The organism is Mesorhizobium sp. C395A, from assembly GCF_030323205.1.
GTDB lineage: Bacteria > Pseudomonadota > Alphaproteobacteria > Rhizobiales > Rhizobiaceae > Mesorhizobium.
The window spans coordinates 577,478-602,041 of the sequence record NZ_CP100473.1 but is presented as its reverse complement, the minus strand read 5'-3'; the positions used below and the strand labels follow the sequence as shown (position 1 = coordinate 602,041).

General features: G+C 63.8%; 25 protein-coding genes and 1 pseudogene. 6 read left to right on the top strand and 20 right to left on the bottom strand.

Annotated elements, in window-relative coordinates; genetic code table 11:
* A complete protein-coding gene (locus tag NLY37_RS02825) occupies window positions 1–1,332 on the bottom strand; it encodes a dihydroorotase (RefSeq protein WP_023742618.1) in 1,332 nt (443 codons plus the stop codon).
* An 82-nt stretch (window positions 1,333–1,414) separates the two neighbouring features.
* Between NLY37_RS02825 and ygfZ the strand changes: the two genes are divergently transcribed.
* From ygfZ to NLY37_RS02810, 3 genes are all read left to right on the top strand, one after another.
* On the top strand, window positions 1,415–2,275 hold the full coding sequence (gene ygfZ, locus NLY37_RS02820; RefSeq protein WP_023742619.1) for a CAF17-like 4Fe-4S cluster assembly/insertion protein YgfZ: 861 nt from the start codon (window positions 1,415–1,417) through the stop codon (window positions 2,273–2,275).
* On the top strand, window positions 2,275–2,913 hold the full coding sequence (locus NLY37_RS02815) for an HD domain-containing protein (RefSeq protein ID WP_023742620.1): 639 nt from the start codon (window positions 2,275–2,277) through the stop codon (window positions 2,911–2,913). Before ygfZ ends, NLY37_RS02815 begins: the two co-directional genes overlap by 1 nt.
* 67 nt (window positions 2,914–2,980) lie before the next feature.
* Window positions 2,981–5,113, top strand: coding sequence for a putative bifunctional diguanylate cyclase/phosphodiesterase (locus NLY37_RS02810; protein WP_023742621.1), 2,133 nt, complete (start codon window positions 2,981–2,983; stop codon window positions 5,111–5,113).
* On the opposite strand, the gene NLY37_RS02805 is transcribed toward NLY37_RS02810, so the two are convergent.
* The gene (locus NLY37_RS02805; RefSeq protein ID WP_031196463.1) at window positions 5,082–5,930 is read right to left on the bottom strand and encodes an AraC family transcriptional regulator; all 849 of its coding nucleotides are present in this window, start codon (window positions 5,928–5,930) and stop codon (window positions 5,082–5,084) included. The genes NLY37_RS02810 and NLY37_RS02805 overlap by 32 nt on opposite strands.
* A gap of 91 nt (window positions 5,931–6,021) precedes the next feature.
* Here NLY37_RS02805 and NLY37_RS02800 point away from each other — a divergent pair, with 91 nt between their 5' ends.
* Window positions 6,022–7,236, top strand: a complete 1,215-nt coding sequence (locus NLY37_RS02800; protein ID WP_023742622.1) for an amidohydrolase — start codon at window positions 6,022–6,024, stop codon at window positions 7,234–7,236.
* On the opposite strand, the gene NLY37_RS02795 is transcribed toward NLY37_RS02800, so the two are convergent.
* A complete protein-coding gene (locus NLY37_RS02795; RefSeq protein ID WP_031246405.1) occupies window positions 7,199–8,116 on the bottom strand; it encodes a fatty acid desaturase in 918 nt (305 codons plus the stop codon). The genes NLY37_RS02800 and NLY37_RS02795 overlap by 38 nt on opposite strands.
* A gap of 85 nt (window positions 8,117–8,201) precedes the next feature.
* Between NLY37_RS02795 and NLY37_RS02790 the strand changes: the two genes are divergently transcribed.
* Window positions 8,202–9,101: a LysR substrate-binding domain-containing protein gene (locus NLY37_RS02790; protein ID WP_023742624.1), complete on the top strand. Its 900-nt coding sequence runs from the start codon at window positions 8,202–8,204 to the stop codon at window positions 9,099–9,101.
* A gap of 13 nt (window positions 9,102–9,114) precedes the next feature.
* Here the strand turns inward: NLY37_RS02790 and NLY37_RS02785 are convergent, their stop codons facing one another.
* The 8 genes and pseudogenes from NLY37_RS02785 to NLY37_RS02750 form a co-directional block, all read right to left on the bottom strand.
* A complete protein-coding gene (locus NLY37_RS02785; RefSeq protein WP_023742625.1) occupies window positions 9,115–9,387 on the bottom strand; it encodes a DUF3303 domain-containing protein in 273 nt (90 codons plus the stop codon).
* Between the two features lie 38 nt (window positions 9,388–9,425).
* On the bottom strand, window positions 9,426–10,889 hold the full coding sequence (locus NLY37_RS02780; RefSeq protein WP_023692866.1) for a RimK family ATP-grasp domain-containing protein: 1,464 nt from the start codon (window positions 10,887–10,889) through the stop codon (window positions 9,426–9,428).
* 5 nt (window positions 10,890–10,894) lie between these two features.
* Window positions 10,895–11,992: a peptidase C39 family protein gene (locus NLY37_RS02775; RefSeq protein WP_023742626.1), complete on the bottom strand. Its 1,098-nt coding sequence runs from the start codon at window positions 11,990–11,992 to the stop codon at window positions 10,895–10,897.
* Window positions 11,993–12,151: 159 nt separating this feature from the next.
* The gene (locus NLY37_RS02770; RefSeq protein WP_023742627.1) at window positions 12,152–12,943 is read right to left on the bottom strand and encodes an anti-sigma factor family protein; all 792 of its coding nucleotides are present in this window, start codon (window positions 12,941–12,943) and stop codon (window positions 12,152–12,154) included.
* Entirely contained in the window at window positions 12,940–13,458 is a 519-nt protein-coding gene (locus tag NLY37_RS02765) for an RNA polymerase sigma factor (RefSeq protein WP_023670250.1), read from the bottom strand. Before NLY37_RS02765 ends, NLY37_RS02770 begins: the two co-directional genes overlap by 4 nt.
* A 162-nt stretch (window positions 13,459–13,620) precedes the next feature.
* Window positions 13,621–14,036 (bottom strand): annotated as a pseudogene (locus NLY37_RS02760) (type II toxin-antitoxin system VapC family toxin).
* The gene (locus tag NLY37_RS02755) at window positions 14,036–14,278 is read right to left on the bottom strand and encodes a type II toxin-antitoxin system VapB family antitoxin (RefSeq protein ID WP_023670248.1); all 243 of its coding nucleotides are present in this window, start codon (window positions 14,276–14,278) and stop codon (window positions 14,036–14,038) included. Before NLY37_RS02755 ends, NLY37_RS02760 begins: the two are co-directional and overlap by 1 nt.
* Before the next feature lie 47 nt (window positions 14,279–14,325).
* Window positions 14,326–17,100, bottom strand: a complete 2,775-nt coding sequence (locus NLY37_RS02750; RefSeq protein ID WP_023742628.1) for a DUF2339 domain-containing protein — start codon at window positions 17,098–17,100, stop codon at window positions 14,326–14,328.
* Between the two features lie 246 nt (window positions 17,101–17,346).
* On the opposite strand from NLY37_RS02750, the gene NLY37_RS02745 reads away from it, so the two are divergent.
* Complete coding sequence (locus NLY37_RS02745; RefSeq protein ID WP_023687287.1) at window positions 17,347–17,811, top strand: NUDIX hydrolase; 465 nt, start codon at window positions 17,347–17,349, stop codon at window positions 17,809–17,811.
* A gap of 100 nt (window positions 17,812–17,911) precedes the next feature.
* On the opposite strand, the gene recO is transcribed toward NLY37_RS02745, so the two are convergent.
* The 9 genes from recO to pyrE form a co-directional block, all read right to left on the bottom strand.
* Window positions 17,912–18,703, bottom strand: a complete 792-nt coding sequence (gene recO / locus NLY37_RS02740; RefSeq protein WP_023692858.1) for a DNA repair protein RecO — start codon at window positions 18,701–18,703, stop codon at window positions 17,912–17,914.
* 102 nt (window positions 18,704–18,805) lie between these two features.
* Window positions 18,806–19,699 (bottom strand): aminoglycoside phosphotransferase family protein, encoded by an 894-nt coding sequence (locus NLY37_RS02735; protein WP_023742629.1) that lies wholly within the window; start codon window positions 19,697–19,699, stop codon window positions 18,806–18,808.
* A 45-nt stretch (window positions 19,700–19,744) separates the two neighbouring features.
* On the bottom strand, window positions 19,745–20,671 hold the full coding sequence (era, locus tag NLY37_RS02730) for a GTPase Era (protein ID WP_023670243.1): 927 nt from the start codon (window positions 20,669–20,671) through the stop codon (window positions 19,745–19,747).
* Window positions 20,668–21,384 carry a ribonuclease III gene (rnc, locus tag NLY37_RS02725; RefSeq protein WP_023692856.1) on the bottom strand — a complete coding sequence of 239 codons (717 nt, stop codon included), beginning with the start codon at window positions 21,382–21,384 and terminating at the stop codon, window positions 20,668–20,670. The genes era and rnc overlap by 4 nt, the downstream gene beginning before the upstream one ends.
* Window positions 21,384–22,133: a signal peptidase I gene (gene lepB / locus NLY37_RS02720; RefSeq protein ID WP_023670241.1), complete on the bottom strand. Its 750-nt coding sequence runs from the start codon at window positions 22,131–22,133 to the stop codon at window positions 21,384–21,386. The genes rnc and lepB overlap by 1 nt, the downstream gene beginning before the upstream one ends.
* 90 nt (window positions 22,134–22,223) lie before the next feature.
* Window positions 22,224–22,637: a holo-ACP synthase gene (acpS, locus tag NLY37_RS02715; protein ID WP_023742630.1), complete on the bottom strand. Its 414-nt coding sequence runs from the start codon at window positions 22,635–22,637 to the stop codon at window positions 22,224–22,226.
* The gene (locus NLY37_RS02710) at window positions 22,634–23,218 is read right to left on the bottom strand and encodes a DUF2062 domain-containing protein (RefSeq protein WP_023670239.1); all 585 of its coding nucleotides are present in this window, start codon (window positions 23,216–23,218) and stop codon (window positions 22,634–22,636) included. The genes acpS and NLY37_RS02710 overlap by 4 nt, the downstream gene beginning before the upstream one ends.
* A 264-nt stretch (window positions 23,219–23,482) precedes the next feature.
* The gene (locus NLY37_RS02705; RefSeq protein ID WP_023742631.1) at window positions 23,483–23,863 is read right to left on the bottom strand and encodes a VOC family protein; all 381 of its coding nucleotides are present in this window, start codon (window positions 23,861–23,863) and stop codon (window positions 23,483–23,485) included.
* A gap of 11 nt (window positions 23,864–23,874) precedes the next feature.
* The gene (pyrE, locus tag NLY37_RS02700; protein ID WP_023742632.1) at window positions 23,875–24,453 is read right to left on the bottom strand and encodes an orotate phosphoribosyltransferase; all 579 of its coding nucleotides are present in this window, start codon (window positions 24,451–24,453) and stop codon (window positions 23,875–23,877) included.
* Window positions 24,454–24,564 lie beyond the last annotated feature (111 nt).

The following is a 24,564-nucleotide window of genomic DNA, read 5'->3' as shown; positions in this document are numbered from 1 at the left end:
CTAAGCCGGCAGCGCCTCGGAAAACTCTACCGGCCTGCCCTGCCCGGGCGTGACGATCTCGCCGTCCCACATCACGCGACGACCGCGCACGATGGTGCCGATCGGCCAGCCGGTGACTTCCTTGCCGTCATAGGGCGTCCAGCCGGCCCTGGAGCCGGCTTGCGCATTGGTGATGGTCTCGCGCCGCTGGAGGTCGACAATGGTGAAATCGGCATCGTAGCCGGCGGCGATGCGGCCTTTCCTGGCCATGCCGAAGATGCGCTGCGGGCCGTGGCTGGAGAGGTCGACGAAGCGCTGCAGGGTCAGCAGGCCTGAATTGACATGGTCGAGCATGATCGGCACCAGCGTCTGCACCCCGGTCATGCCAGACGGCGAGGCCGGATAGGGCTTTGCCTTCTCGGCCGGCGTGTGCGGGGCGTGATCGGAGCCCAGCACGTCAATGATGCCTTGCGCAATGCCGTGCCAGACGCCGTCGCGATGGCGGGCCGCGCGAACCGGGGGATTCATCTGGATCAGCGTGCCCAGCCGCGCATAGTCGTCGGCGGTGAGCGTCAAATGGTGCGGCGTCGCCTCGCAGGTGGCGACATCCTTGTGCTGTTCGAGGAACACGATCTCTTCGGCAGTGGAGATGTGCAGCACATGGATGCGGGCGCGGGTGTTTCGCGCGATGCGCACCAGCCGCTCGGTGCAGCGAAGCGCCGCGATCTCGTCGCGCCAGACGGGATGCGATGACGGGTCGCCCTCGACGCGCAGGCCAAGGCGCTCGCGCAGCCGGAACTCGTCCTCCGAGTGAAAGGCGGCACGGCGGCGGGTGTTGCGCAGGATCGATGCGACACCCTCGTCGTCCTCGACTAGCAGGTCGCCGGTGGACGAGCCCATGAACACCTTTATCCCGGCAGCACCCGGCAGCCGCTCGAGCTCACCGACATCATTGGCATTCTCGCGCGTGCCGCCAACCCAGAAGGCGAAGTCGCAATGCATCCGGCTGGTGGCGCGGCGCACCTTGTCGGCAAGCGCCGCCTCGCTGGTGGTCAGCGGATTGGTGTTGGGCATTTCGAAGACGGCGGTGACCCCGCCCAGCACAGCCGCGCGCGAGCCCGTCTCCAGATCTTCCTTGTGCTCCAGCCCCGGCTCGCGAAAATGCACCTGACTGTCGACGACGCCTGGCAGGACGTGCAGCCCGCGACAGTCGATCGCTTGGCCGGCCGAAGCTTGGCGAAGATCGCCCATTGCGACGATGCGACCACCCTTGACGCCGACATCGCGCGCGCCCTCGCCATCATGGTTGACCACCGTGCCGCCTGTCAGGATGAGGTCGTAGGTGGTGGCCATGGGCGTTCGGTCTCTTGCGGGGGGAGTATCGTCGGCTTACGTAAAGGCCGACCGTTTTGCAAGATCAGGTTCTTTGCCGCCCATGCCTTTTGCCCTGCTCAAAGACCGCGCTCTCATTTCCGTGTCAGGCCCGGATGCCGAGCATTTTTTGCAGAACATCCTCACCACCGACCTCGACACGCTGGCCGTCGACGCGGCAAAGCCCGGTGCGCTGCTTTCGCCGCAAGGCAAGATCCTGTTTGATTTCCTGATCTCGCGTAGCGGCGAGGACGCATTCCGGCTGGATTGCCGTGCCAACATCGCAGACGATTTCCTGCGCCGGCTGATGCTTTACAAGCTGCGCGCCAAGGCCGAGATTGCCAGGCAGGATCAAGTGCTTGTGACGGTTGCGTGGGGCGATGATTCAAGCGCTTCACAGTCTGATTCAACGGTACTTGCCGATGCCCGCTTCCGCGAGGTGGCTGTGAGCCGCTCCTATGGCGGCGCATTCGTAGGTGGCGACCCGGCTGCGTGGCAGGCGCTCCGCATCGCCAACGGCATTGCCGAAAGCGGTTCCGATTATCAGCTCGGCGAAGCCTTCCCTCACGACGTGCTGCTCGACGAGACCGGCGGCGTCGGCTTCAAGAAAGGCTGCTATGTCGGCCAGGAAGTGGTCTCGCGCATGCAGCATCGCGGCACCGCCAGGCGCCGCGTGCTGATCGTTTCGGCCGACCGCGCCTTACCCGCGCCCGGCACGGAGCTGACGGTTGCGGGGCGGCCGGTCGGCACGCTCGGCTCGACCGCGGGCATGGCCGGACTCGCCATTGCCCGCATCGACCGGGTCAAGGCGGCGCTCGACGCTGGCCAGCCGGTACTGGCCGGTGATGTCACCGTCTCGCTCGCCATCCCGGCCTGGGCGCAGTTCAGCTTTCCCAGGGAAGCCATCGGCGCGGAGGACGCCTGATGGCTGCCGATCGCGTAGGAGCGCCACCGCGCGCGTGGCAGCGCATGCTGTCGGGACGGCGGCTCGACCTGCTAGATCCCTCGCCGCTCGACATCGAAATCTCCGACATCGCCCACGGGCTTGCCCGCGTCGCCCGCTGGAACGGGCAGACCCGCGGCGATCACGCCTTTTCGGTCGCCCAGCATTCGCTGCTGGTCGAGGCGCTGTTCAGCGAGTTGCAGCCGGACGCCTCGGCCAATGCGCGGCTGGCAGCACTGCTGCATGACGCGCCGGAATATGTCATCGGCGACATGATCTCGCCGTTCAAATCGGTGATGGGCGGCTCCTACAAGGAGTGCGAGCTGCGCCTCCAGCGCGCCATCCATCAGCGCTTTTCCCTGCCGCCCGAACTCGGCGTCGGCTTGCGCAAGGAGATCAAGCGCGCCGACCAGATCGCCGCCTATTACGAGGCGACGCTGCTTGCCGGTTTCTCGACCGCAGAAGCAACCGAGTTCTTCGGCCGGCCGCGCGGCTTCAATGCCGACCGCTTCGACTTTAAGCCGCACTCGGTGACCTCGGCGCAAGCTGCCTTCCTCAAACGCTACGCAACGCTTGAAAAGCAACGCCAGGCAACGGTTGCCGTGCATTCGGCGCAGTGAACATACGCTAAATTAACCAGCGGTAACCACAGTACCGGGTTTCGATCACGGTCAGCAGGCACGCCTCATGTCCGTTGCGCACGTCAAGGGTGGTTCGCCCGTCCGCAGACGGGGAGCCGGAGGCGTCGCCGCGCCACGGCAGATCGCCGACGAACTGCGCCACCAGAACGAGCGCTTTTCGGCGGCCGTCGAGAATATGTCGCACGGGTTGTGCATGTTCGACGCCGACGAGCGGATGATCATCTGCAACGGCAACTATATCAGCATCTTCTCCCTCGACGCGAAGATCGTGCGGCCCGGCATCGCGTTCCTGGACATTCTAAAGCACAGCGTCGACATCGGTGTCGCCTCACAGAGCGCCGAAGACCTGTATGCCATCCGCAAGCCCTATATCGAGCGCGCGCAAGCCTCGACCTACGAGGAAATACTGTCGGACGGACGTATCGTTTCCATCACGCACCGGCCGCTGGCCTCAGGCGGCTGGGTGTCGATCTATGAGGACATTACGGAGCAAAGGCGGGCCGAGCAGGAACTGAAGGAGCAGCACCGCCGCTTCGATGCGGCGCTCGCCAACATGTCGCAAGGCCTGTTGATGTACGACGCCGAAGGCACGCTGATCGTGCGCAACCAGCGCTTCCTCGACCTCTACAAGGTCACGCCTGACGACTTCCCGCTCGGCATGAGCCAGCGCGCCCTGCTCGAACAGATGGTGCGACTGCGCATCTATCCGTCGATGGACATTGACGGCGAGATCGCCAACACCAGAGCCAGCCTGCAGGCCGGTGAGGAGCGTTCGACAGACCGCAGCCTTGCCGATGGCCGAACGCTGCTGGTTGCGCGCCGGCCGCTTGCCGGTGGCGGCTGGGTGGCGACCTTCGAAGACATCACCGAGCGCCGGCGCGCCGAAGAGCGCATGAGCCACCTTGCCCATTACGACACGCTGACCGACCTGCCCAACCGCTCGATGTTTCGCGAACGGCTCGACCAGGCGATGGCCGGCGATACACCGTTGGCGATCTTCTCGCTCGACCTCGATCGCTTCAAGGCCGTTAACGACACCTGGGGACACCCGGCCGGTGACTGGCTGCTGAAATGCGTGGCGGAGCGGTTGCGGCACAGCCTGCGCAGCGACACCGATGTGGTCGCCCGCCTCGGTGGCGACGAGTTCGCCATCCTGCAGTTCAATCCCAAAGGCGCCACCGATGCGGAACAACTGGCAAAACGCATCGTCGCTGTCGTCAGCCAGCCGTTTCGCGACAAGGGCCGCGACATGCATGTCGGCATCAGCCTTGGCATCGCACTGTATCCCGGTGACGGCAAGGACGCCGACACGCTTTTGAAGAACGCCGACATGGCGCTTTACAGCGGCAAGAGCGAAGGCCGCAACGTCTACCGCTTTTTCGAGCCCGGCATGGATGCCTTGGTGCGGGCGCGCCTGGCGCTCGAAACCGATCTCGAGACGGCACTGAAACGGCGGGAGTTCGTGCTGGAGTTCCAGCCGATCACCAACATCGCGTCGGGCAAGATCGTCGGCGCCGAAGCGTTGATGCGGTGGAAATCACCGACGCGCGGCCTGGTGGCGCCCGACGATTTCATCGCAGCCGCCGAAGACAGCGGGCTGATCGTTCCGCTGGGCGAATGGGCGCTGAAACAGGCCTGCAGCGTGGCCGCCGGCTGGCCGCCTGGAATGCGCATCGCCGTCAATGTCTCGGCAGTGCAGATCAGAAGCGCCGACTTTGCCCGCAGCGTGATTTCGGCGCTGGCCGTTTCCGGTGTGCCGGCCAGCCGGCTCGAACTGGAAATCACCGAGACCGTGCTGATGGATGAGAGCGAGACGGTGCTGAAGACGCTGAGACAGCTGCGCGAACTCGGTATCCGCATCGCGCTCGACGATTTCGGCACCGGCTATTCGTCGCTCGGCTATCTCAGGCGTTTTCCCGTCGACAAGATCAAGATCGACCGCTCCTTCATCCACGATATCGACAACAAGGACACGGCGGCGATCGTGCGCACGATCATCGGGCTTGGTGCCGAACTTGGCATCACCGTCACCGCCGAAGGCGTCGAGACCGAAGCGCAGCTCGACATATTGCGCAAGGCTGGCTGCGTCGAGGCGCAGGGCTTTCTGATCGGCATGCCGTCAAAGGCCGCCGACATGGCTCGACTTCTCAAGACGAGGGCAGCGTCCCGGCGCGCCTGAACATCCCCGGCGTCATTCCATGCGCGGCGCGGAAGGTGCGCGAGAGATGGCTTTGGTCGGAGAAGCCGGCCGCAAAGGCGGCACCGGCGAGATCTGAACCTTGCCGGATCAGCAGATCGGCACGGCGCAGCCTGCGGTCACGGATGAAGGCAGCAGGGGTGAGACCCAGCACTTTCCTGAAATCGCGGATAACTTGAAAGCGCGTCACGCCTGCGGCTTCAGCGAGCCGCTGCAAATCGAGGCCCGAGTTCAGATGGTCTTCGATGACCTGTTCATAGACCCGGAGCCGGCTTTTCGATCCGAAGCTTTCGACCGCCTCGCGCCGCCGGCCGCCCCAATCGCCATGGCGCAGGATGAGCTTGCGCAAGGCGATCAGCATGGATGTTTCGGCGCTCGTGGCATCACCCGATGTCGAAGCCAAGTGCGCGACGCCTACTGCCTGGACGAGATCGGCATCATCTACGATCGCTTGTGAAAACAACGGCGGGCGATCCTGCCCGAGTTCGTCCGCGATCGCACCCACGAGCGAGGCCGAGGGATAGAAGGTGCGGTAAGCCCAGCCCTGGTCGGCGCCCGCCTCGCCGTCATGCCATATCTCCGGATTGACGAGCAGAACCGTGCCCGACGGCGCGAGGACAGTCTCGTTGCCGATGCGGACACGCTCGCACCCTTGCGTGATCAGGGCGACGACATAGGTGGGGTGCGTGTGCAGCTGGTAGCGATGCCGCGTGAAGCGCGCCTTGAGCATGCCAAGATCGCGAAAGCGCGGATGACGCCAGAACTGCGTCGTCTCCTGAGGCTGTTGAATTCCAGACACGGTCAATCCTGTTCAAGACGCTGCCGGCGCAAATCCTTTACGTGCTGGCATCGACAAGGCCGAATTTACGATAGCCGGCAAGGAGAGCGCAATGCTGCACAACGACCCCATCGCCGCCCTCACCCCGCAGGTGGTGGAATGGCGGCATCACATCCACGCCAACCCCGAACTCGGTTTCCAAGAGTATGAGATCGCGCGCTTCGTCGCCGACAAGCTGCGCACCTTCGGGCTCGACGAGGTTCATGAAGGCATAGGCGGCACCGGCGTGGTTGGCGTCCTCAGAGGACGACCAGGCGTGCGCGCCATCGGGCTTCGGGCCGAACTCGATGCCTTGCCCGTGCTGGAGAAGACAGGATTGCCATATGCGTCGAAGAAAGACGGCGTGATGCATGCCTGCGGCCACGACGGGCACATCGCGATGCTGCTCGGCGCCGCCAAGCTGCTCGCCGACAACAGAGCCTTCGACGGCACCGTCTGTTTCATCTTCCAGCCGGCAGAAGAAAATGAAGGCGGCGCCATGCGGATGATCGAGGACGGACTGTTCGAGCGCTTCCCCGTGGAAGCCGTCTACGCCGTCCACAACTGGCCGGGGCTGCCGCTCGGAAAGATCGCGGCCCGTGCCGGGTCGATGATGGCGGCCGTCGACACTTTCGAACTGAACTTCGAAGGGACCGGCGCGCATGCCGCCATGCCGCAGCTAGGCGACGATCCCGTGCTCGCGGCCGGCGCCTTCGTTCAAGCCGTGCAGCGCATCGTCAGCCGTTCGGTCGACCCGGAAATGGCGCTGGTCGTTTCGATCACCCAGATCCACGGCGGCAATGTCGGCAACATCGTGCCGGGCAAGGTCTGGCTGCAGGGAACCTGCCGCTTCTTCGAGCCCACTTTGTCAGACCATTGCGAAAGTCTGATCGGCGACAACGCGCAAGGCATTGCCTCGGCGCATGCCCTCACCGCCAAGCTCGCCTACAAGAAAGGCTACCCGCCGCTGGTCAACACGTCGGCTGCCACTGACCGGGCCGTCCAGGCGGCAACCGCGGTTGTCGGCCGCGAGCAGGTCGAGACCGCATTCAACCCGAGCCTCGGCTGCGAGGATTTTGCCTACATGGTCCGCGAAGCCGGCGGCTGCTATGCCTGGGTCGGCGCAGGAGCGGTCAGACCGGGCGAAGGGCTGCACGGCGATCGCTATGTCTTCAACGACGCCATCGTCCCCACCGTGCTCCGCTATTTCGTCACGCTCGTCGAGCAGACGCTATCTGACGCCGAGCGCCTCAGCGCAAGGTCTCGACGTATTTCTCGTGGAAGCTGACATAGCCGGGTTCGACGACTTTGAGATGGCGCTCGATCAGCTGGTGGAAGGCCGGCAGCTGATGGAAGGGCACGCCGGGATAGGCGTGGTGCTCGGCGTGATACGGCATGTTCCAGGCGACTTTGCGCACCAGCCAGTTGGTCAGCGTGGTGCGGGTGTTTTCCAGCATGTTGGCGACAAGCGGGCAGCGGCCATGCTCGGCCAGCAGATAGACCCTGAGGAAGGGCTGGCCGAGCAGCGCCGGCACGATCCAGACATAGAGCAGTACACTTGCCGCGAACCACAGGGCTAGCGCGGCGACCACGACATAGAAAGCGATCATGGCGCGGGCTTCAGTGCGCACCTTGGGCAGGCCTTTCGGCGGCACGTAGCTGTCGTGGCAGCGGCCGGTCGCGTTGGCGTAGAGTGTCTGCAAATGACCCCACCACACCGGCAGGCCCGAGACGTGGACGATGTATTGCCGCCTCGTCTCCGGTTTCGGGAAGGCGAGTTCCGGATCGTTCTCGGGATCCTGGGTGAAACGGTGATGGCCGAAGTGGAAATAGCGAAACCAGTCGGCGGGCAGCGCGATCGCCAGGCTGCAGACCCTTGCGGCGGCATCGTTGAGCCACTGCGTCTCGAACGCCGTCCTGTGCACCGTCTCATGCAGCAGCGTGAACAGGAAGACGATGAGAATGCCTTGCGGCAACATCAACAGCGGCCAGTACGGCACCTTGGCCGCAATCAGCCCGCCGATAGCCACAATCGCGCCGAGATGGAAGGCGAGTTGGACCAGACCCGGCCCGTCCGACTTGCCGGTCAGGCGGCTGCGCTGCTCATTGGTCAGAGACGCGACGACGTCGCGATGGTCTCTGGGCTCAAACTGGGCCGATACGGTCATGGCGCCAAGATACTCGATAAGAAAGCTTTCGAAAAACGAGGATTTCTGCGACATAGATAAGCTTACCTTACCTATCGGATAGCCCATGACCGCGCTTCCTTCCCTGAGAGGACTTCAAGCCTTCGAGGCGGCGGCGCGCTCGGGGAGTTTCGCCGCAGCGGCGGATGAGCTCTCGATCTCGGCGGCCGCGGTCAGCCAGCTCATTCGCACCGTCGAGGAGCAGATGGGTCGAAAACTGTTCCATCGCGTCAACCGCCGCGTGGTGCTGACGGAAGCCGGCGTCGAGATGCTGCCCCGGCTGACCCTGGCTTTTCGAGAGATCGGCAGCATCGCGCAGGGCAGCGATGCCTTCCGCCCGCGGCTTGTCGTATCGGTGCCGCCGTCCATGGCGATGGGCTGGCTTTCCGAACGCCTCGCCGGCTTTGTCGCCAGCCACGGCGCCGTCGACATATCCCTGCGCGGCGATGACGATCCGGTGCCGTTCGACCGCGAACTGATCGACATCCGGCTGTCCTTCGGCCCGCACTATCGTGAACACCCGACCGAGGAGATCGTCAGGGACGCCGTCTACCCCGTCTGCGCGCCAGAACTCACCGCCAAAACCGACAGCCTCGCCGGCCTGCCACTGATTCACACCGACTGGGGACCGACCGGCGCGTCGTTTCCGTCTTGGCGCACCTGGTTCGAGGCGGCGCGCATAGAGCCCGGCCGCGCAGTGCAGCGCGGCCTGTCGGCGAACTCGTCGCGGGCAGCGCTCGACCTTGCCATTTCAGGGCTGGGCGTGGCGCTGGCGCAAGGCATTTATTGCGCCGGGGCGCTGGAAGACGGCCGTTTGGTCCGGGCGAATGCCCTATCGATCGCGCTGCGTCAGCCATATTGCCTGACGATCCCGGAACGCAGTGCAAGGCGCGACCTGGTGGCGGCGTTTCGCAATTGGCTGATTGAGGAATGCCGGCGGTCGGTGGGTTCGCCGGTGCTCGGCTGATGGACCGAACTGCTCAGAGATGGCCGGCCAGTGCGGCGACCATGTCCTTGTTCGTCGCCACGGGAATGATCTCGAACTCCACCAGGTCAGACCATTCGATGACCCAGCGCTGCAGCAGCGTGGCGTCATCGGCCTCGACCAGCAGGAAGCAGTGGCTCATATCAGCCGCGATCCAGGAGTGGTGCACGACAAGCGCGTCCGGCTTCAATCTGCCGCGCTCGCCGAAACGGCGGTAGATCTCCTTGCGGTCGCAGCCGGTGAAATCCTCGATGACGATGAACTGCATTTTTCCCCCTCGGTTGAATTACCGCCCGGGACCGCAAACTAACGCCCGGGACGGTCCAGCCGCTCCAGGAACCATTGCGTCAGCCGCACCCAGACTTCGTCCTTTTCGCCGGAATCCTCCCAGCCATGGTCGAGGTTCGGGTTGTCGTTGACCTCGATGACGAAGACGCCATCCTTGGTTTCCTTGAGATCGACGCCGTAAAGCCCGTCGCCGATGCAGCGCGCCGCCTTCACCGCGGTGTCGACGACATGCGGCGGCGTCTCTTTCAGCGTGAAGGTCTTGATGCCGCCCTGGTCGGGCTTGCCGCTGGCCTTGTGGTTGACGATCTGCCAGTGTTTTTTCGCCATCAGATAATGCACGGCAAACAGCGGCTGCCCGCCGAGCACGCCGACGCGCCAGTCATATTCGGTCGGGATGAATTTCTGCGCGATCAGGAGATCGGAATCCTCCAGCCACTCGGTGGCGAGCGTCTTCAGTTCTTCGAAGTTGCCGCATTTCTTGACGCCGCGCGAGAACGATGAATCCGGGATCTTCAGCACCAGCGGAAAGCCCAGCGTCTGCGCCGCCAGTTCGAGGTCCGAGGTGCCGGCTATCATCACCGTCGGCGGCACCGGCACCTTGTTGTAGGCCATCAGTTCGTTGAGATAGACCTTGTTGGTGCAGCGGATCATCGACAGCGGGTCGTCTATCACCGGCATGCCTTCCTGCTGGGCGCGGCGCGCGAAGCGGTAGGTGTGGTTTGAGATCGAGGTGGTCTCGCGGATGAACAGCGCGTCGTAATTGGCGAGCTTGGCCAGGTCCTTCCTGGTGATCGGCTCGATTTCGACGCCCATCTTTTCGGCGATCTTGGCCCAGTAACGCAGCGAGGAAATCTCCGACGGCGGCAGTTCCTCATGCGGATCGACCAGCGTGGCGAAGGTGTAGCGTGCCGGCGTGCGGCCCTTGGTGTCGCGCCACTCGCGGTTGGTGTATGTCTCGAGCGCCTGCACGAAGAGGGCTTCTTCCTCCTCGGCCATCCTGGCCAGCGGCAGGAAGCCGATCTTGCGGATCGAAGCCCATTCGGCGCTGTCCTTGATGTGAACCTCAAGCGCCGGAGCGCGGAACCAGTCGAACAACAGCTTGGCGAAGCGGTCCCAGACCTTCGACGGTCCGATGCCGAAGAAGATGCAGATTTTTTGCGGGAATACGCCACCGAGATCCTTGCGGCATTTGTTGAGCGCCAGCTCCAGTTCCGGCAGCGCGTGCTCGTAGAGCTTGCGCTCGGACAGGTCGATCATCGTCTCGACCGTCGGGATGACCTTGTGGCCGCGCGAACCGGCGAGCAGAGAGGCATAATAGCCGCGGCTCTGGTAGGCGTAATTGTTCGACAGGTTGATAACCTTCGGCTGCTGGCCGCGAAACAGCGCCGGATGCGCAAGATAGTCACGGTTGGTGATGATCTTGTGCGGCGTCGCCGCCGGGTCGAGATCGTTCTGACGGCCGGTGAGGATGACCCAGGTCATTGTTATCAGCGTTTCCCAAGAGTGATGGCAGCACGCAGTCCGTCGCGGCCGAATTGCGCCATGTTCATGAAGATGCCGTGCGGCACGGGAATGTTGGCGGCGTCGAGGATGGTCTCCTGTCTTTCGTCCTCGACCCAGGGATCGTGGATCAGGATGTGGTCGCCATCGTCGCCGATAGCCAGCACCCAATGCGGCACCTTCTTGCCGAACATCAGGAAGCCGCTGATCAGCACCAGCACCAGTTTTCCCTGAGCCAGGACGCCGCGGATATCGTCGATGGTGAATGGACGGTAATTCACCGGGATGCCGTAAAGTTCCGCGCGGCGGCGAAAGTCCACCTGGGCAAGTTCCATCACCCGGCGCTTGTCGTCGCTGCGCACCGATTGCAAGAACAGCGCGCCATAGAAGGACACGAAGATTTCCGCCGCAAGCCCGCTTTCGTAGCCGGAAACCGCAAGGCCGAAGGGCTCGCAGCCGCCTGGGCCGGACATCATGAACACGGTCGTTGCCTCGCGCCATAGGCGGATTTCCATGACCGGATCGGGCACGAAGCCGGAATCGAAATTGGCCATCGCCATCATCAGGCAGCATGGACCGCAGGTGAACTCGCAGGTCTGCTGGTAGAATGGGACTTTGGTGGCGACCGGAATATCGCCGCGCAAGGTCTTTTCGTAGCGCAGCGCGGTGGCGCCATCCTCGTAATAGTGAGGCTCGCGACCGATCTTTCGGTAGCCGCTCTGCTCATAGATGCCAATGGCGCGAAGATTGTCCTCGCGCACTTCGAGGCGCAACATCATGCGGTCGTGCTCGAAGGCAGCTTCTTCGGCCGCTGCAAGCAGCATGCGGCCAATGCCGCGGCCGCTGAAAAACGGGCTGGTGGCAAGCGAATAGAGCCGGGCGACGCCGCTGCCCTTGCGAAACAGCACGATGGCGTAGCCGGCGACACGGCCATCGCTTTCGGCGACCAGCATCTCGGCTGTCTCGCGTTCGATCAACAAGCGGAAGGAGCGCCGGGAAATGCGGTCACTGGAAAAGACCGCCTTCTCGATGGCGGCGAGGTCATCGACGTCGGACGCGCGGGCCTTGCGAATCTCGGCAGGCATGCGGGTTTGGAAAACCTCGATTGGGTGGAGGAAAAGACCGCAGTCAAAAACGTCGCAAACATCAGCCGAAACGCCGATATCCATCAAGCGCTATCGCACTTCGAATAGGGCCGAATTGTGACACTTTCTACCCCGGCGCATTCCCGAAACGGAATGCGCTTAACTGGCGATACCAGCCAGAAGCTGACCGTAGGCCCGCTTGGCGACCGCAGCCAGTTGCTCGCGCGGCAGCGAGCCGACGACGGCGCAGGCATAGCCCTTGTCCAGCCAGTAGACCGCCTCGGGGCCGTCGGCCTCGGCCATGTAGGTGCCCTTGGACTTGGCTGAGGAATCAGCGGTAACGAACAAGGAGATGCGCTGACCCTTGGCGTCCTCGTAAAGCAGCATCGCTGCCTTGCCCTGGCCGGCGGGCAGCAGCCGGCCGCCAACCAGCTGGAAGCCTTCCGCCACCAGATCCGGCGCCACCAGTTTCAGGCCGACGCGGTTGGACAGCCAGGTCTGCAGGTGATCCTTGTCGCTTGCCGGCACTTCCACCGCATGGCGCTGTTCGGCGGCATAGATGACATGGGCGGCGATCGCCTCTTCGGCCAGTTGGTCATCGGCGCCATCTTCCCTGCCGATGCCGTCGATGCCGGCAAAATAGCCGCCAAGACCGCCGATGACGAGCACTGCGGCCGCCGCGGCCGCAAGCCACCAGCGCGACTGCCGCGCCGCCGCTTTGGTCGCGCGTTCACCGCTAACGATCTGCTTGAACAGCACCGGCACGGGCTCGTCGAGCACACCGGCAAAGGCGGCGCGCAACGCGGTGCGGTCGGCGGTGTAGCGGGCGCTTTTGGCCTTCATTTCGGGATTGGCGTCGATCCAGGCGTCGTAGGCGGCGCGCTCGTCGCCCGGCAGCTCGCCGTCGAGAGCCATGTGGATATCGCGTTCGGAAAAATCGCTGCGGGTCATTTCTCGACGATCCTTATCGAGCGGCGGCGCGCCGTGTCATCGAGCAGGCTGCGCAGCTCCTCGCGTCCGCGCGCTATGCGCGACATCAGCGTGCCGGCGGGCACGCCGAGAATGTTGGCGGCTTCGGCATAGGAAAATCCTTCGATGGCGACCATGACGAGAGCGGCGCGGCGGTCGGGGCTGATCGCCTGCAATGCGTCGATGATCTCGCGCGAGGCGGCGTTCTCCGCCTGCTCGGCGGGGACTGCCTGCGCCTCGTTTGCGTCAAGCGGCAGGATCGCCGCCTCACCGCGCCGGTTCACCTTGCGCATCTGATCGATGAACAAATGATGCATGATCGTGAACAGCCACCTCCGGGGGCTTTCTCCCGTCTGCCAGCTTTCAAGCCGCAAGAGCGCTCGTTCGAGGCAATCCTGGACGAGATCGTCAGCGGATTCGCGGTCGCGCAGAAGCGAGCGTGCGTAGCGGCGCAGGCGCGGTATTTCGCCAAGGATTGCTGCCTTCTTTTCGTCCATGACCGCTGGTTCTGAGGTCGCCCTTGTTTAACCCGATTGAACGCGCCTTCCCGGCGCGGCGCAAGCGGCCAGCGCGAAGCGGTCTGCCGCCCCGGTCACCCAAGCAGTGAGATAACGAGTTGATCGGCTAAATTATTCCCCGCAATCAACAAAAGGGCCGAATTATCCTAAATCGGTCAGTGCGAAATCATGGCCTTTGTACAGCAGTGGAAGATCGCGGCTTTTCGCGCAGGCGTAAGCAAAACAGTCCCCGAGATTCAGATCCGCCTTGTGGCCAACGGCTTTGCCGTAACGGGCGCTCGCGTCAATGGCCCGAGAGCCGATGTTGTCGTCAATGGCCAGACTCTCTCCCATGATCTCCACAATGAACTCATCGATCAGATCGCGGGCATGGAGAAGGGCTTCAGCGCTGGGTCTGCGCGGGCCGGCGCCGGCCCTTGCCAATGCCTGTGTTGCTTCGAAGTGAACCAACGGAGAAACCCAGACCTGCCCGGAAAAACCGACAGCTGCTTCAGCAATTCCTCCCACCCAGGTTCCTTGTTGAGAATGGCGACGATCACCGACGCGTCGACAAACATCAGTCTTCCCACATCTCGTCGGTGAACTTCTTCATATCGAAATCGGGATTGGGCAGGCCAAGCTTCCTGGCCCTGTCCTGAAGACTGGCGATCCGATCGCGCAGCGGCACCTTCGCCCGATTGCGCTCAAGTTCGTGCACGAGCGCGACCCGCACCGCCTCCGTTTTGCTCGGAGCGTTCGTCTCGCGTTGCAATCTGCTGGCCAGCGCATCCACTTCGTCGTCGCGGATATAGAGCGGCATCGAATATCCTCCGTTGGATATTCATATATTCCATATCGTATATCACTTCAAGTTGCAGCGTTGGCCTCCCTCGCCGCCCGCGTCAGCAGCCGCTGGTAGAACAGGCCGATGCCGATCAGCACGGCGCCAAGACCGATGAAGGACAGCGCCCTGAGCACGCCTTCCAGTTCCGACATGTCGAACAGGAAGACTTTTACCACGGCAATCGCGATCAGCGCCGCCGAGGCAATGCGCAGCACCTGCGACTTCAGCCAGACGCCGGCGGTCAGCAGCACGACGCCGATGATCAGCCAGAGCGCCGAATAGGTGTAGGTCTCAAGCTGCCCGAGGCCGCTCCACAGGCCGATGAACTCGCCCTTGAACACGCGCCTGACCGACAGTGTGGCGTAGGCGAAGACAAGCAATTCCGCCACTACCGCCAGCATCTGCGCATACCATGGCGGCCGCTTGTCCCTGGCATAGAGCGCCAGCCCGGCGGCGGCTATGGCCGGCAACAGGTAAGCCAGGAACAAGAGGTTGAACACCGGGATCTGGCCGGTCGATTCGTCGGTGAACAGCGGATTGAGCACCAGGAAATGCTGGAGGACGATGAAGGCGATCGAGAGCACGCCGGCGGCCATCGAGCCGTAGCGCAGCACAGAGCTTGGCGAGCGCATGTCGATGGCCACCAGTATCGCGCCGGCACCGATGGCGATCAGCGTATAGATCGCCTGTTCGGCGAGCGTCACCGGGCCGGTGTCGATGACGCCGCCATGCATGGCGTGGCGCACCAGCATGGCGACGGTGAGCAGCGCAAACAGGGCTGCACCCGCCTCCATCGCAAGGCGCGGCCGGCCATTGCCAGTTGTTGGTAGTGCGGGGGTGGTACGCGCGAGTTGCCAGGCGGCAAAGCCGAAGGCTAGCGCCGGTACGCCGTATCCCGGCAGCAGCCAGTTGAACACCCGCGTCGTCGTCAGGAACTCGGCGCCGACGATGGTCGGATCGAAGGCGACGCGGCCGAGCACGGCGACGACCGCGCCGACCGAAATCCAGCCCAGCACCGGATAAGAACGCCAACGCGTCGCCAGCGCCGGCACGATGGCGGCAACGCCGGCAAGCAACGTGGTCCAGCCGGAACCGAAGGCCATGTGCAGCATCAGGAGCCCGGCCAGAGCCGAGCCGCAAAGCGCGAAGGAGACGGCGACGTCGCCCTTGAGCGGCGGCTGTTCGGCGCGCGCAATCCATTCGCCGCCGGCGGCGAAGACGACGACCAGAAGGGCAGCTATCGCTGCGTAGACAAGGTCGCGGTCGAGATTGCCGTAGGCGAGCCACAGCGTCAGCAGAATAAGCAGCGGCGCAGCGACGCCCCATGCCGCCCAGCATGCCGCGCGGACCCGTGCTGAGGCGGCGAAGCGGCGTGCGGCCCAGAAGCCGGCGCCGATGAAAACCAGGCCGAGGGCAATGCCGATGCGCAGCGTCAACGGATTTCCGGCCGCCACCGGCATGCCGTCAAAGCCGATATTCCCCTGGGTTATGTCGGAGCCGATGGTGGTGGGCGGAATGATGCCGAGATGGATCATCACGCTCACCACGCCGGCGGCATGCAGCAGCGGCAGCGCGCGCGGCCGGTAGAGTGCGGTGGCGACAAGGGCGACGAGGACGAAGGCGCCCGGCAAGGCGCCACCGGCGGCGACCAGCGTCGTGTCGACGGACAGGCCTAGCGCTGAAAACGCAACGAAAACGCCAGGCACGATCGAGGGCCAGTCGAAGCCCGCCTTTGCAGGTTCCGCTTCGCCGCCACGACTGCCCAGCCAAACAAAGGCAAGCACCGCCAGCGTCACCGCGTCGATGAACAGGATGACGGCAAGGTCGGCGACGAGCGTGCTCATCATGTAGGCGATGGTCCAGGCGCCGGTGCCGAAGAAGGCGGCCGCGATCAGGAATTTCCAGTCGCGTATGCGGGCGATCACGGCTGTGGCGGCAAGCACGATCGCCAGGTAGACGAACAGCGCCCATGGGTTGGGCGCCTGCGAGGACACAAGCGCCGGCGTCGCCATCGAGCCGACAAGGCCGATGCCGGCCAGGGCCTGACCGTGGACGAGAGCGGCGACAATCGTCGCTACGCCGATGGCGCCGAGCACGGTGAAGGCGAAGGCCGGGCCGACGAAACCGTAAATGGCGTGCGCGGCATAGACCGTACCGAACAGGATGAAGGCGCCGGCAGCCGTCAGGATCGCCGGAATATAGGCGCCTGCAGCCCCTTGCACCGGCACCTTGAAGCCGGTGCGGCGGATGAACTCGCCGCCGCCGATCAGCACCAGGCCGAGCAGCGCCGCCAGGGACAGCCGCACTTCAGGGCCGAAAATGCCGGCCTCGATGGTGTAGCGGATCAGGAACAGGCCGCCCAGGGCCAGCGCGACGCCGCCGACCCAGACCGCCCAACGGGTGCCGAGCGCCGTTTCGACCTCTGACTGGCGGGCTGCCTTCGCCGTGGCGGCAGGCGCGGATCCGGTGAATGCCGCCTTGGCCGCGGCCGACAGTTCTGGCACGGCCTCGCTGGTGGCCGCATCGGCTTCGGCGGCCGGTGCCTGGGCATGTGCCGCGTCGGCTGTTGTTGGCGAAGCTATGTCGGCAACTGGTGCGGTAACCTGAGCGGCATCCGCCGGTGCGCTTGCAACCTGCTCGACCGGTTTGGCAACGGGCGGTGTCGCATGCACGCCGGACAGAACCAGACTGCGCAGCGCTCCGAGCTCGCGCTCGATCAGACTGACGCGGCCCTGCTGGCGCAAGACGAGGACAAAAAGCACGATAACGACGACGGCGCCAATCAGGCTTTCAAACATGGCGGTTCCCCCAAACCAGGCCAGTTTTCACTGACAATTGCGGCGGCCACACGGCCACCCCAGACGCTATTCAAGTCACGCCACCGCAATGGTGGCCGAAAAGAAGTTATCGAGCATGTTTCGTCGGCAAATTCCAGCGGCCTACGGTCTTTATCCTCACCCATCATCTGAGATAGCCAGGAATGGCATGCCGCCGCCACTTGCCCAGGAGCCATGCTATCCTCGGATGAACTGTGGGGAAATCGAATGCCGAAACGAAGTGCAGGGCTGCTGATCCACCGGACAAGGGCCGGCATTCTCGAATTTCTGCTCGTCCATCCCGGCGGCCCATTCTGGGCAAGGAAGGATGAAGGCGCTTGGTCGATCCCCAAGGGCCTCGTCGAGGACAATGAAGATGAGTTGGCCGCCGCCCGGCGCGAGGCTGGGGAAGAACTCGGAGTCAGCATCGAGGGTGATTTCGAGCCTGTCGGCAGCTATCGGCAAGCCGGCGGCAAGATCGTCATCGCCTGGAGTGTCGAAGCCGATTTCGATCCCGATGCCGTTAAAAGCAACATGTTCACGATGGAATGGCCGCCCAGGTCAGGCGTGACGAGGGAATTTCCCGAAATCGACAGGGCCGGCTGGTTTTCCTTCGCGGAGGCCAGCCTCAAGATCCTCGGCGGTCAGCGCGCCATCCTCGATGATTTCATGGAGCATCGCAAGGCCGGCTGAGGCTCTTGCCCTACGAGTACCCCCACCCTAACCCTCCCCACAATGGGGAGGGAATGCTGCCGCATGCAGCTTTTGCTGTGAACCTGGACGGTTGCGGAGGTCAGCACCCACCGAGTCTCCCTCCCCTTTCTGGCGCAGCGTCTGCCGTAGTGGCGGCATTGCCGCCCGAATGATGCTTGCGCAAGGCGGCGAGGAAGCCGGCACGGGCATCGGGCTGTTCAATGCCGCGCGGCTCGTAGACATGGCGGGTGAAAAAGAAACCGGTCAGATGGAAGGCGTCCTCGAGTGCCGCGTGGTCCGCCCGCAAGCCGGAGCCGCGCTGCAGGAAGGCCGGCAGCGCCAGCATCTTGTCGCGCCACGGCGCACCGGCGGCTCGCGACACCGCACGGCCGGATTTCGGCGAGACATAGGCCAGATCCTGCCTGGCGCCGGTCGCCGCGCACTGGCTGAGATCGAGGCCGAAGCCGAGTTCGTCGAGGATGAGCAGTTCGAAGCGCGCCACCAGTTCCCCGGCGGCATCCGAATCGTCCAGATGGGCGATCATCACGGCAAGCGTCTCATACAGGCCGCCATGGGCGTCGCGCTCCGGCAGGAGCCTGAGATGCGCGGCCATGGTCTGCAGGCCGTAGACGGCGACTGCGCTGTCCATCAACCGGGCGGCATTCATCTCGATCGCCTCGGCCTGGAAGGTGCCGAGATGCTCGTCGAGGCGTGCCCGCCACAAAAGGTCGACGCGGTTGCCGGGCTGCAGCACCGGCTGCTGCTTGCGCGAGCGCCCGCCGCGCACCAGGCCGAGATGGCGGCCATGCGCACGCGTCATTACCTCGAGAATGGCGCTGGTTTCGCCATGCTTGCGGGTGCCGAGTATGATTCCCTCGTCGCGCCATTCCATGGCAGGAGCTTGTCACCGGTTGCGTGGCGAAATCAAGATTTTGGCGCGCCGCGTGCGATCTGTGCTGACATTGGATCCCCACACATCGTCGAAAGGCTCTGATCATGCGAATTTCCGGTGATCGGCCAGAACGTCGTCGATGACGCGGCGAGATCGTTCCGCCTCGGCCTGGTTGGCGTCGTGTCCGGCAACGGTGATCAGCGCTTTCCACAGCGTCCAGCCGCGGCCGCGCGCCCAGGTCGCTTCATCGACGTCGATGGCAGCCCGGAATGCCTCCCGGCTCTCGCCCTGGAAGAATGTCCAGGCGATCGCCAGGTCGCAAGAGGGATCGCCGATCCCGGAGGTGCCGAAGTCGATGACGGCGCTCAAACGGCCGTTTTGGACCAGAAGGTTGCCCCAAGCGACGTCTCCGTGGAACCAGACGGGCGACCCTTGCCAGGTGGCGGCAAGGGCCGCATCCCAGACAGCGGTGGCCGCCTGGGTGTCGATCTGCCCCTCCAGCGCCTGGAGTGCTTCCCTTGTCTGGTTGTCATACACGCTCGGCGATCCGCCGCGGAAGAAATTGTGCTGGCCCGCGGGCGGCCCGCCCGCCGGATCGATCCGCCGGAGCGCAATGAGGAACTTGGCCAGATCGACCGCGAACTGTGGGCGATCGGCGATTTCGGCGGTCTTGGCTGTTTCGCCGTCGATCCAGCGGTAGACGGACCATTGCCAGGGGTAGTCCTCCCCAGGCTCGCCCATCGCCAGTGGAACCGGGATCGGCAGCGGCAGAAGCGGCGCCAGCCTGGGCAGCCAGCGGTGCTCTTTTTCGACCTGCAAGGCATATGGTGCGGCACTCGGCAGCCGCAGAGTCATATCATTGCCGAGGTGGAAGGTTCGGTTGTCCCAACCGCCAAACGTCACCGGGCTCACCGGCAGATGCCGCCATTGCGGAAACTGCGCGTTGACCAGCCGGCGCACGAGATCGGTATCGATGGTCGGTTTTGGATCAGGCATGTCATCGTCTCAAACTGCCGGAGCGGCATTTCTAGACGATGAAGCTCAATGGGGAAACTCAAGCCCCATCTCACGGTAGCGTTCGGGGTCGTCGCCCCAGTTTTCACGCACTTTGACGAACAAGAACAGGTGCACTTTCTGCTCGAGAATGCCGGCTATTTCCATGCGCGCCGACTGGCCGATGGCGCGGATCGTCTCGCCCTTGTGGCCGAGCACGATCTTCTTCTGGCTGTCGCGCTCGACATAGATGGTCTGGTCGATGCGTACCGAGCCATCCGGTTTCTCTTCCCATTTCTCGGTCTCGATATGGGAGGAATAGGGCAACTCCTGATGCAGCCGCAGATACAGTTTCTCGCGGGTGATCTCGGCGGCCAGTTGGCGCATCGGCAGGTCCGAGATCTGGTCTTCCGGATAGTACCAGGGGCCGACCGGCAGCGCTTGCGCGAGATAGTCGAGCAAATCCTTGCAGCCGGAGCCGGTCAGCGCCGAGACCATGAAGGTGCGCTTGAACGGCACCTTTTCGTTTGCTGCCGCAGCCAGGGCCAGCAGCGCCTCGTGCTTGACCCGGTCGACCTTGTTGAGGATCAGCACCATCGGCTGGCGGACGTCCTTCAGCCGCTCGAGGATGGCGTCGGCGTCACCCCTGATGCCGCGCTCGGCATCGATCAGCAGCAGCACGATATCGGCGTCCTTGGCGCCACCCCAGGCGGTGGTCACCATCGCGGTGTCGAGCCGGCGCTTCGGCTTGAAGATGCCGGGCGTATCGACAAAGACGATCTGCGCGTTGTCATGCGTGGCGATGCCGCGCACGATGGCGCGGGTGGTCTGCACCTTGTGGGTGACGATCGACACCTTGGCGCCGACCAGTTGGTTGACCAGCGTCGACTTGCCGGCATTGGGCGCCCCAATCAGGGCAACGAAGCCGGAATGCGTGGCCTCCGCTGCCGGAGGGAGATCTTCGCTGCCGGTCACGCCGCACTCCCTTGGTTGGCCCAGATGCCCTCGCGCATAAGAAACGCCGATGCCGCCGCTTCTTCGGCTGCGCGGCGAGAGCCGCCCGTGCCGCTTGCCGGCGCAAAACCGCCGACCTTCACGGACACCGTGAAAACCGGTTGATGTTCAGGTCCCTCGCGTTTCTCGATCGCGTATTCGGGCCTGACATCGCTGGTCTTGGCGATCCATTCCTGCAGGTCGGATTTCGGATTGGGCGGCTTGGCCACCACCTTTTGCGAGCGCGGCTCCCAGTAGCGCAGGACGAATTGCCTTGCGGCATCGAGGCCGCCGTCGATATAGACCGCCGCGATCAGCGCCTCGACCGCATCCGCCAGATAGTTTCCGCCCGAGCCGCGCGAGCGCGCCTTCAAGGCAGCGTCGGCCCGAACCAGATCTTCGAGTTGCATTTCAATGCCGATCTCGGAGCATGTCCGCGCATCGACCAGGGCATTGAAGCGCGGGGCGATTTCACCTTCCGGCGCCTCAGGAAACTTTTCGAAAAGCAGGTCGGCAACGATCAGGCCGAGCACGCGGTCGCCAAGGAATTCGAGGCGCTGGTTGTTGCTGCTTGCCTTGACCGCGCTGGAATGAGTCAGCGCGGTCTCGAGCAAACGGACGTCCCGGAAGGAATGGCCGGTTTTGGCTGTCACCAAATCGGCCAGAGTCTCACCCGTCGGGCGCTTCAAAGCCATCAATTTACGAAATGGAACAGGCGCGACAGGCGCACGAGCGACGGCCATTTCCAGATCTCGAGGGGGCTCGCCTTCCCGGCGATCGAGAAGAAGACGATGTTGGCGCGGCCGACAAGGTTCTCCGCCGGCACGTAGCCAACGCTGAGGCGGCTGTCGGAGGAATTGTCGCGGTTGTCGCCCATCATGAAATAGTTGCCGGGGGGCACGACGAACTCGCGGGTGTTGTCGGTGATCGAATTCGGTGTCAGGTCGAGCGTGTCGTAGCTGACGCCGTTGGGCAGGGTCTCGCGATAGACGTCGACCGGCTCAGGCACTTCCGTGATATCAGGATTTTGGATCTGGCCGGTTTTCACACGAGGCACGCCCTGGCCGTTGATGAACAATTGGCCGTCCTTCATCTGGATCTTGTCGCCGGGCAGGCCGACGACGCGCTTAATGTAGTCGAGCGACGGATCCGGCGGGAACTTGAAGACCACCACGTCGCCGCGCTTCGGATCGGAACCCCAGATGCGGCCGGAAAAGATGTCGGGGCCGAATGGCAGCGAATAACGCGAGAAGCCATAGGACCATTTGGTGACGAACAGATAGTCGCCTTCGAGCAAGGTCGGCCGCATAGAGCCGGACGGAATCGAGAAGGGCTGGAACAGCAAGGTGCGGATGACCATGGCCAGCAGCAAAGCCTGGATGATGACGCTGACGATTTCGCCAAGCCCGCCGGATTTCTTCTCGGATTTTTCAGCCACGCTCATGTCGTCCTCGATTGTGCGTTGGATGGTATAGAGTCTCGGCGCGCGCTGGGCAACGTCAAGTCGGCGTTAGATAGCGGTCGTCTGATGCAATCAATGTGGCGCTTGTTCGGCGGGCAACGCCTCGATGATCACAAAGGCTTGAGCAAGCGGGAAATCATCGGTGATTGTGAGGTGGATCGCCGCTCTGTGCCCCTGTGGCAGGATTTTGGCCAGCCGTGCCGCCGCTCCCCCGGTCAGCGCCATCGTCGGCGCGCCGCTGGGCAGGTTGGCGACCCCCATGTCGCGCCAGAACACGCCATGCGCCAGGCCGGTGCCAAGCGCCTTGGCGCAGGCCTCCTTGGCGGCGAAGCGCTTGGCATAGGAGGCTGCGCGGCCCTTGCGGCCTTCCGAGCGGACCTGTTCGACCTCGGTGTAGATGCGCTGGATGAAGCGCTGACCATGCCGTTCCAGCGACTTTTCGATGCGTCTGATGTCGATCAGGTCGCTGCCGATGCCGATGATCATTCCGCCGGAACTTCCCGTCCGCGGTGCCCGGCCTTATGCGCCCGCTCTGCCATGCGCTTCCTGCGCTGCTCGCGAAAGGCTGTCATCCCCCAGCGGGTGATGCCGTAGAAGATCAGCCCGAAGATCAGGCCGAGCGGCACAGCGCCGATCAGCATCGGCTCCAGCACCGGATGCCACAGTTTTGCAAACGACAGCGTGTGCATCATCTCACCAAGATGCGCAGGCGGTCCGTTCTTGGGCAGGCGCTCATGCAGGATCAGCTTGCCGACTTCCCAGGACGCTCCCCACAGCAGCGGGAAAGTCAGCGGATTGCCGAAGAATACCGCGCCGAGGGCGGCGGCCACCAGATTGCCGGCGACCACCCAGCAGAGCACGGCGGCGACGGCGAAATGGAAGCCGAGCGGAAAGAAGGAGGCGAAAACGCCGGCCGCGACGCCGGCCGCGACTGCATGCGGTGTCGCCTTCAGCCGCAGGATGCGCTTGGAGAAATATTGCAACGAGCGCGAAAACGAGCGGCGCGGCCACAGATAGGTACGCACCCGCTCCAGAATGCCATCAGGCTTTCGGCGTCGAAAAAGCACTCTGTTCCAGTTCCCGGTTCATCACGCCCAAATTGCAACCACCCTGGCCGGGCGCGGTCGCTCCATCTTGCGCTTCGAGGGCGCAGAAAGGCAACAACGACTTTGATATAGCGACTGCCTTGCGGCGGAACAATGAAACGCCGCCGCGATGGTCTGCCGCAGGCGGGTAACAAGAGCGCCATTGGGGCGAAACTGAGGACAATATCGATGAAAGCTCCCCGACGACGGCAAGGTCCGCGCGAAGACGACGCCGAGGCGGATAGACTATTCCCGATATTCGCTGACTTCGACCAAATTGCTGTCCGGATCGCGGAAATAGACCGACATCATCGTGCCGCGGGCGCCGGTGCGCTCGACCGGACCGACTTCGATGGCAACGCCATTGGCTTCGAGACTGGCGCAAATCTCGGCAAGCGGCCTTGCGGCGACCAGGCAGAAATCGCCGGACCCAGGCATCGGCGTCTTGGCTTTCGGTTCAAAAGTGTGCGTTGCCTGATGCAGGTTGATCTTCTGCGATCCGAACAGCAACGCCGTCGGCCGGTTCGGCTCGTCGTGACGCTTCAGGCCAAGCACCCGCTGGTAGAAGGCGCAGCTGTCCTCCACCGAGCGGACCGTCAGCACGAAATGATCGATGCCGGCGATCATCGTGATGTCCCCTAAATGTTGCGGCTACCCGGCTTGATCGCCGGGATGCCGGCAAGTTCGGGCGGCAGGCGGTCGGCGGGATAGGCCGGCACCTCATATTCGGCAAGCGCGATCAGCGGCACGCCGACATTGGTCTTGCCGGCCGAGCGGTCGATGATGCAGGCCGCCGCCACGACCTCGGCGCCAATCGCGCGCAGGCAGTCGATGGTTTCGCGAATCGACAGGCCGGTGGTGACGATGTCCTCGACGATGACGACGCGCGATCCCGGCGCGATCTCGAAACGGCGCAGCCTGAACTCGCCGCCTTCGCGCTCCACCCAGATTGCTGGCACACCGAGATGGCGCGACGTCTCATAGGCCGGGATCAGGCCGCCGATCGCCGGGCCGACGACGTAGTCGATCTTGCCCGGCACCGCCTTTTGAATCTTCTCGGCCAGCGCCTTGCAAAGCCGCTCGGTCTTGTCGGCATGCATGAAGACGCGCGCCTTCTGCAAGAAGACCGGGCTGCGCAGGCCGGACGTCAGGATGAAATGCCCCTCCAGAACAGCGCCCGCCTCGCGGAAAATGCCCAGAACTTCGTCGGTATTCATAACTCGCCCCATGTCCATGGTGAATGGTTAATGGTGAATGGTGAATGGTGAATGGTGAATGGTGGTGAGAGCGCCTTCTTTCACTATTCACTATTCACTACACCATTCACT

What these genes read in the sequence shown, in the direction of transcription:
- NLY37_RS02825 (WP_023742618.1), bottom strand. Translation starts at nt 1,332, where the DNA reads ATGGCCACCACCTACGACCTCATCCTGACAGGCGGCACGGTGGTCAAC.
- ygfZ (WP_023742619.1), top strand. Translation starts at nt 1,415, where the DNA reads ATGCCTTTTGCCCTGCTCAAAGACCGCGCTCTCATTTCCGTGTCAGGC.
- NLY37_RS02815 (WP_023742620.1), top strand. Translation starts at nt 2,275, where the DNA reads ATGGCTGCCGATCGCGTAGGAGCGCCACCGCGCGCGTGGCAGCGCATG.
- NLY37_RS02810 (WP_023742621.1), top strand. Translation starts at nt 2,981, where the DNA reads ATGTCCGTTGCGCACGTCAAGGGTGGTTCGCCCGTCCGCAGACGGGGA.
- NLY37_RS02800 (WP_023742622.1), top strand. Translation starts at nt 6,022, where the DNA reads ATGCTGCACAACGACCCCATCGCCGCCCTCACCCCGCAGGTGGTGGAA.
- NLY37_RS02795 (WP_031246405.1), bottom strand. Translation starts at nt 8,116, where the DNA reads ATGACCGTATCGGCCCAGTTTGAGCCCAGAGACCATCGCGACGTCGTC.
- NLY37_RS02790 (WP_023742624.1), top strand. Translation starts at nt 8,202, where the DNA reads ATGACCGCGCTTCCTTCCCTGAGAGGACTTCAAGCCTTCGAGGCGGCG.
- NLY37_RS02785 (WP_023742625.1), bottom strand. Translation starts at nt 9,387, where the DNA reads ATGCAGTTCATCGTCATCGAGGATTTCACCGGCTGCGACCGCAAGGAG.
- NLY37_RS02780 (WP_023692866.1), bottom strand. Translation starts at nt 10,889, where the DNA reads ATGACCTGGGTCATCCTCACCGGCCGTCAGAACGATCTCGACCCGGCG.
- NLY37_RS02775 (WP_023742626.1), bottom strand. Translation starts at nt 11,992, where the DNA reads ATGCCTGCCGAGATTCGCAAGGCCCGCGCGTCCGACGTCGATGACCTC.
- NLY37_RS02770 (WP_023742627.1), bottom strand. Translation starts at nt 12,943, where the DNA reads ATGACCCGCAGCGATTTTTCCGAACGCGATATCCACATGGCTCTCGAC.
- NLY37_RS02765 (WP_023670250.1), bottom strand. Translation starts at nt 13,458, where the DNA reads ATGGACGAAAAGAAGGCAGCAATCCTTGGCGAAATACCGCGCCTGCGC.
- NLY37_RS02755 (WP_023670248.1), bottom strand. Translation starts at nt 14,278, where the DNA reads ATGCCGCTCTATATCCGCGACGACGAAGTGGATGCGCTGGCCAGCAGA.
- NLY37_RS02750 (WP_023742628.1), bottom strand. Translation starts at nt 17,100, where the DNA reads ATGTTTGAAAGCCTGATTGGCGCCGTCGTCGTTATCGTGCTTTTTGTC.
- NLY37_RS02745 (WP_023687287.1), top strand. Translation starts at nt 17,347, where the DNA reads ATGCCGAAACGAAGTGCAGGGCTGCTGATCCACCGGACAAGGGCCGGC.
- recO (WP_023692858.1), bottom strand. Translation starts at nt 18,703, where the DNA reads ATGGAATGGCGCGACGAGGGAATCATACTCGGCACCCGCAAGCATGGC.
- NLY37_RS02735 (WP_023742629.1), bottom strand. Translation starts at nt 19,699, where the DNA reads ATGCCTGATCCAAAACCGACCATCGATACCGATCTCGTGCGCCGGCTG.
- rnc (WP_023692856.1), bottom strand. Translation starts at nt 21,384, where the DNA reads ATGGCTTTGAAGCGCCCGACGGGTGAGACTCTGGCCGATTTGGTGACA.
- lepB (WP_023670241.1), bottom strand. Translation starts at nt 22,133, where the DNA reads ATGAGCGTGGCTGAAAAATCCGAGAAGAAATCCGGCGGGCTTGGCGAA.
- acpS (WP_023742630.1), bottom strand. Translation starts at nt 22,637, where the DNA reads ATGATCATCGGCATCGGCAGCGACCTGATCGACATCAGACGCATCGAA.
- NLY37_RS02705 (WP_023742631.1), bottom strand. Translation starts at nt 23,863, where the DNA reads ATGATCGCCGGCATCGATCATTTCGTGCTGACGGTCCGCTCGGTGGAG.
- pyrE (WP_023742632.1), bottom strand. Translation starts at nt 24,453, where the DNA reads ATGAATACCGACGAAGTTCTGGGCATTTTCCGCGAGGCGGGCGCTGTT.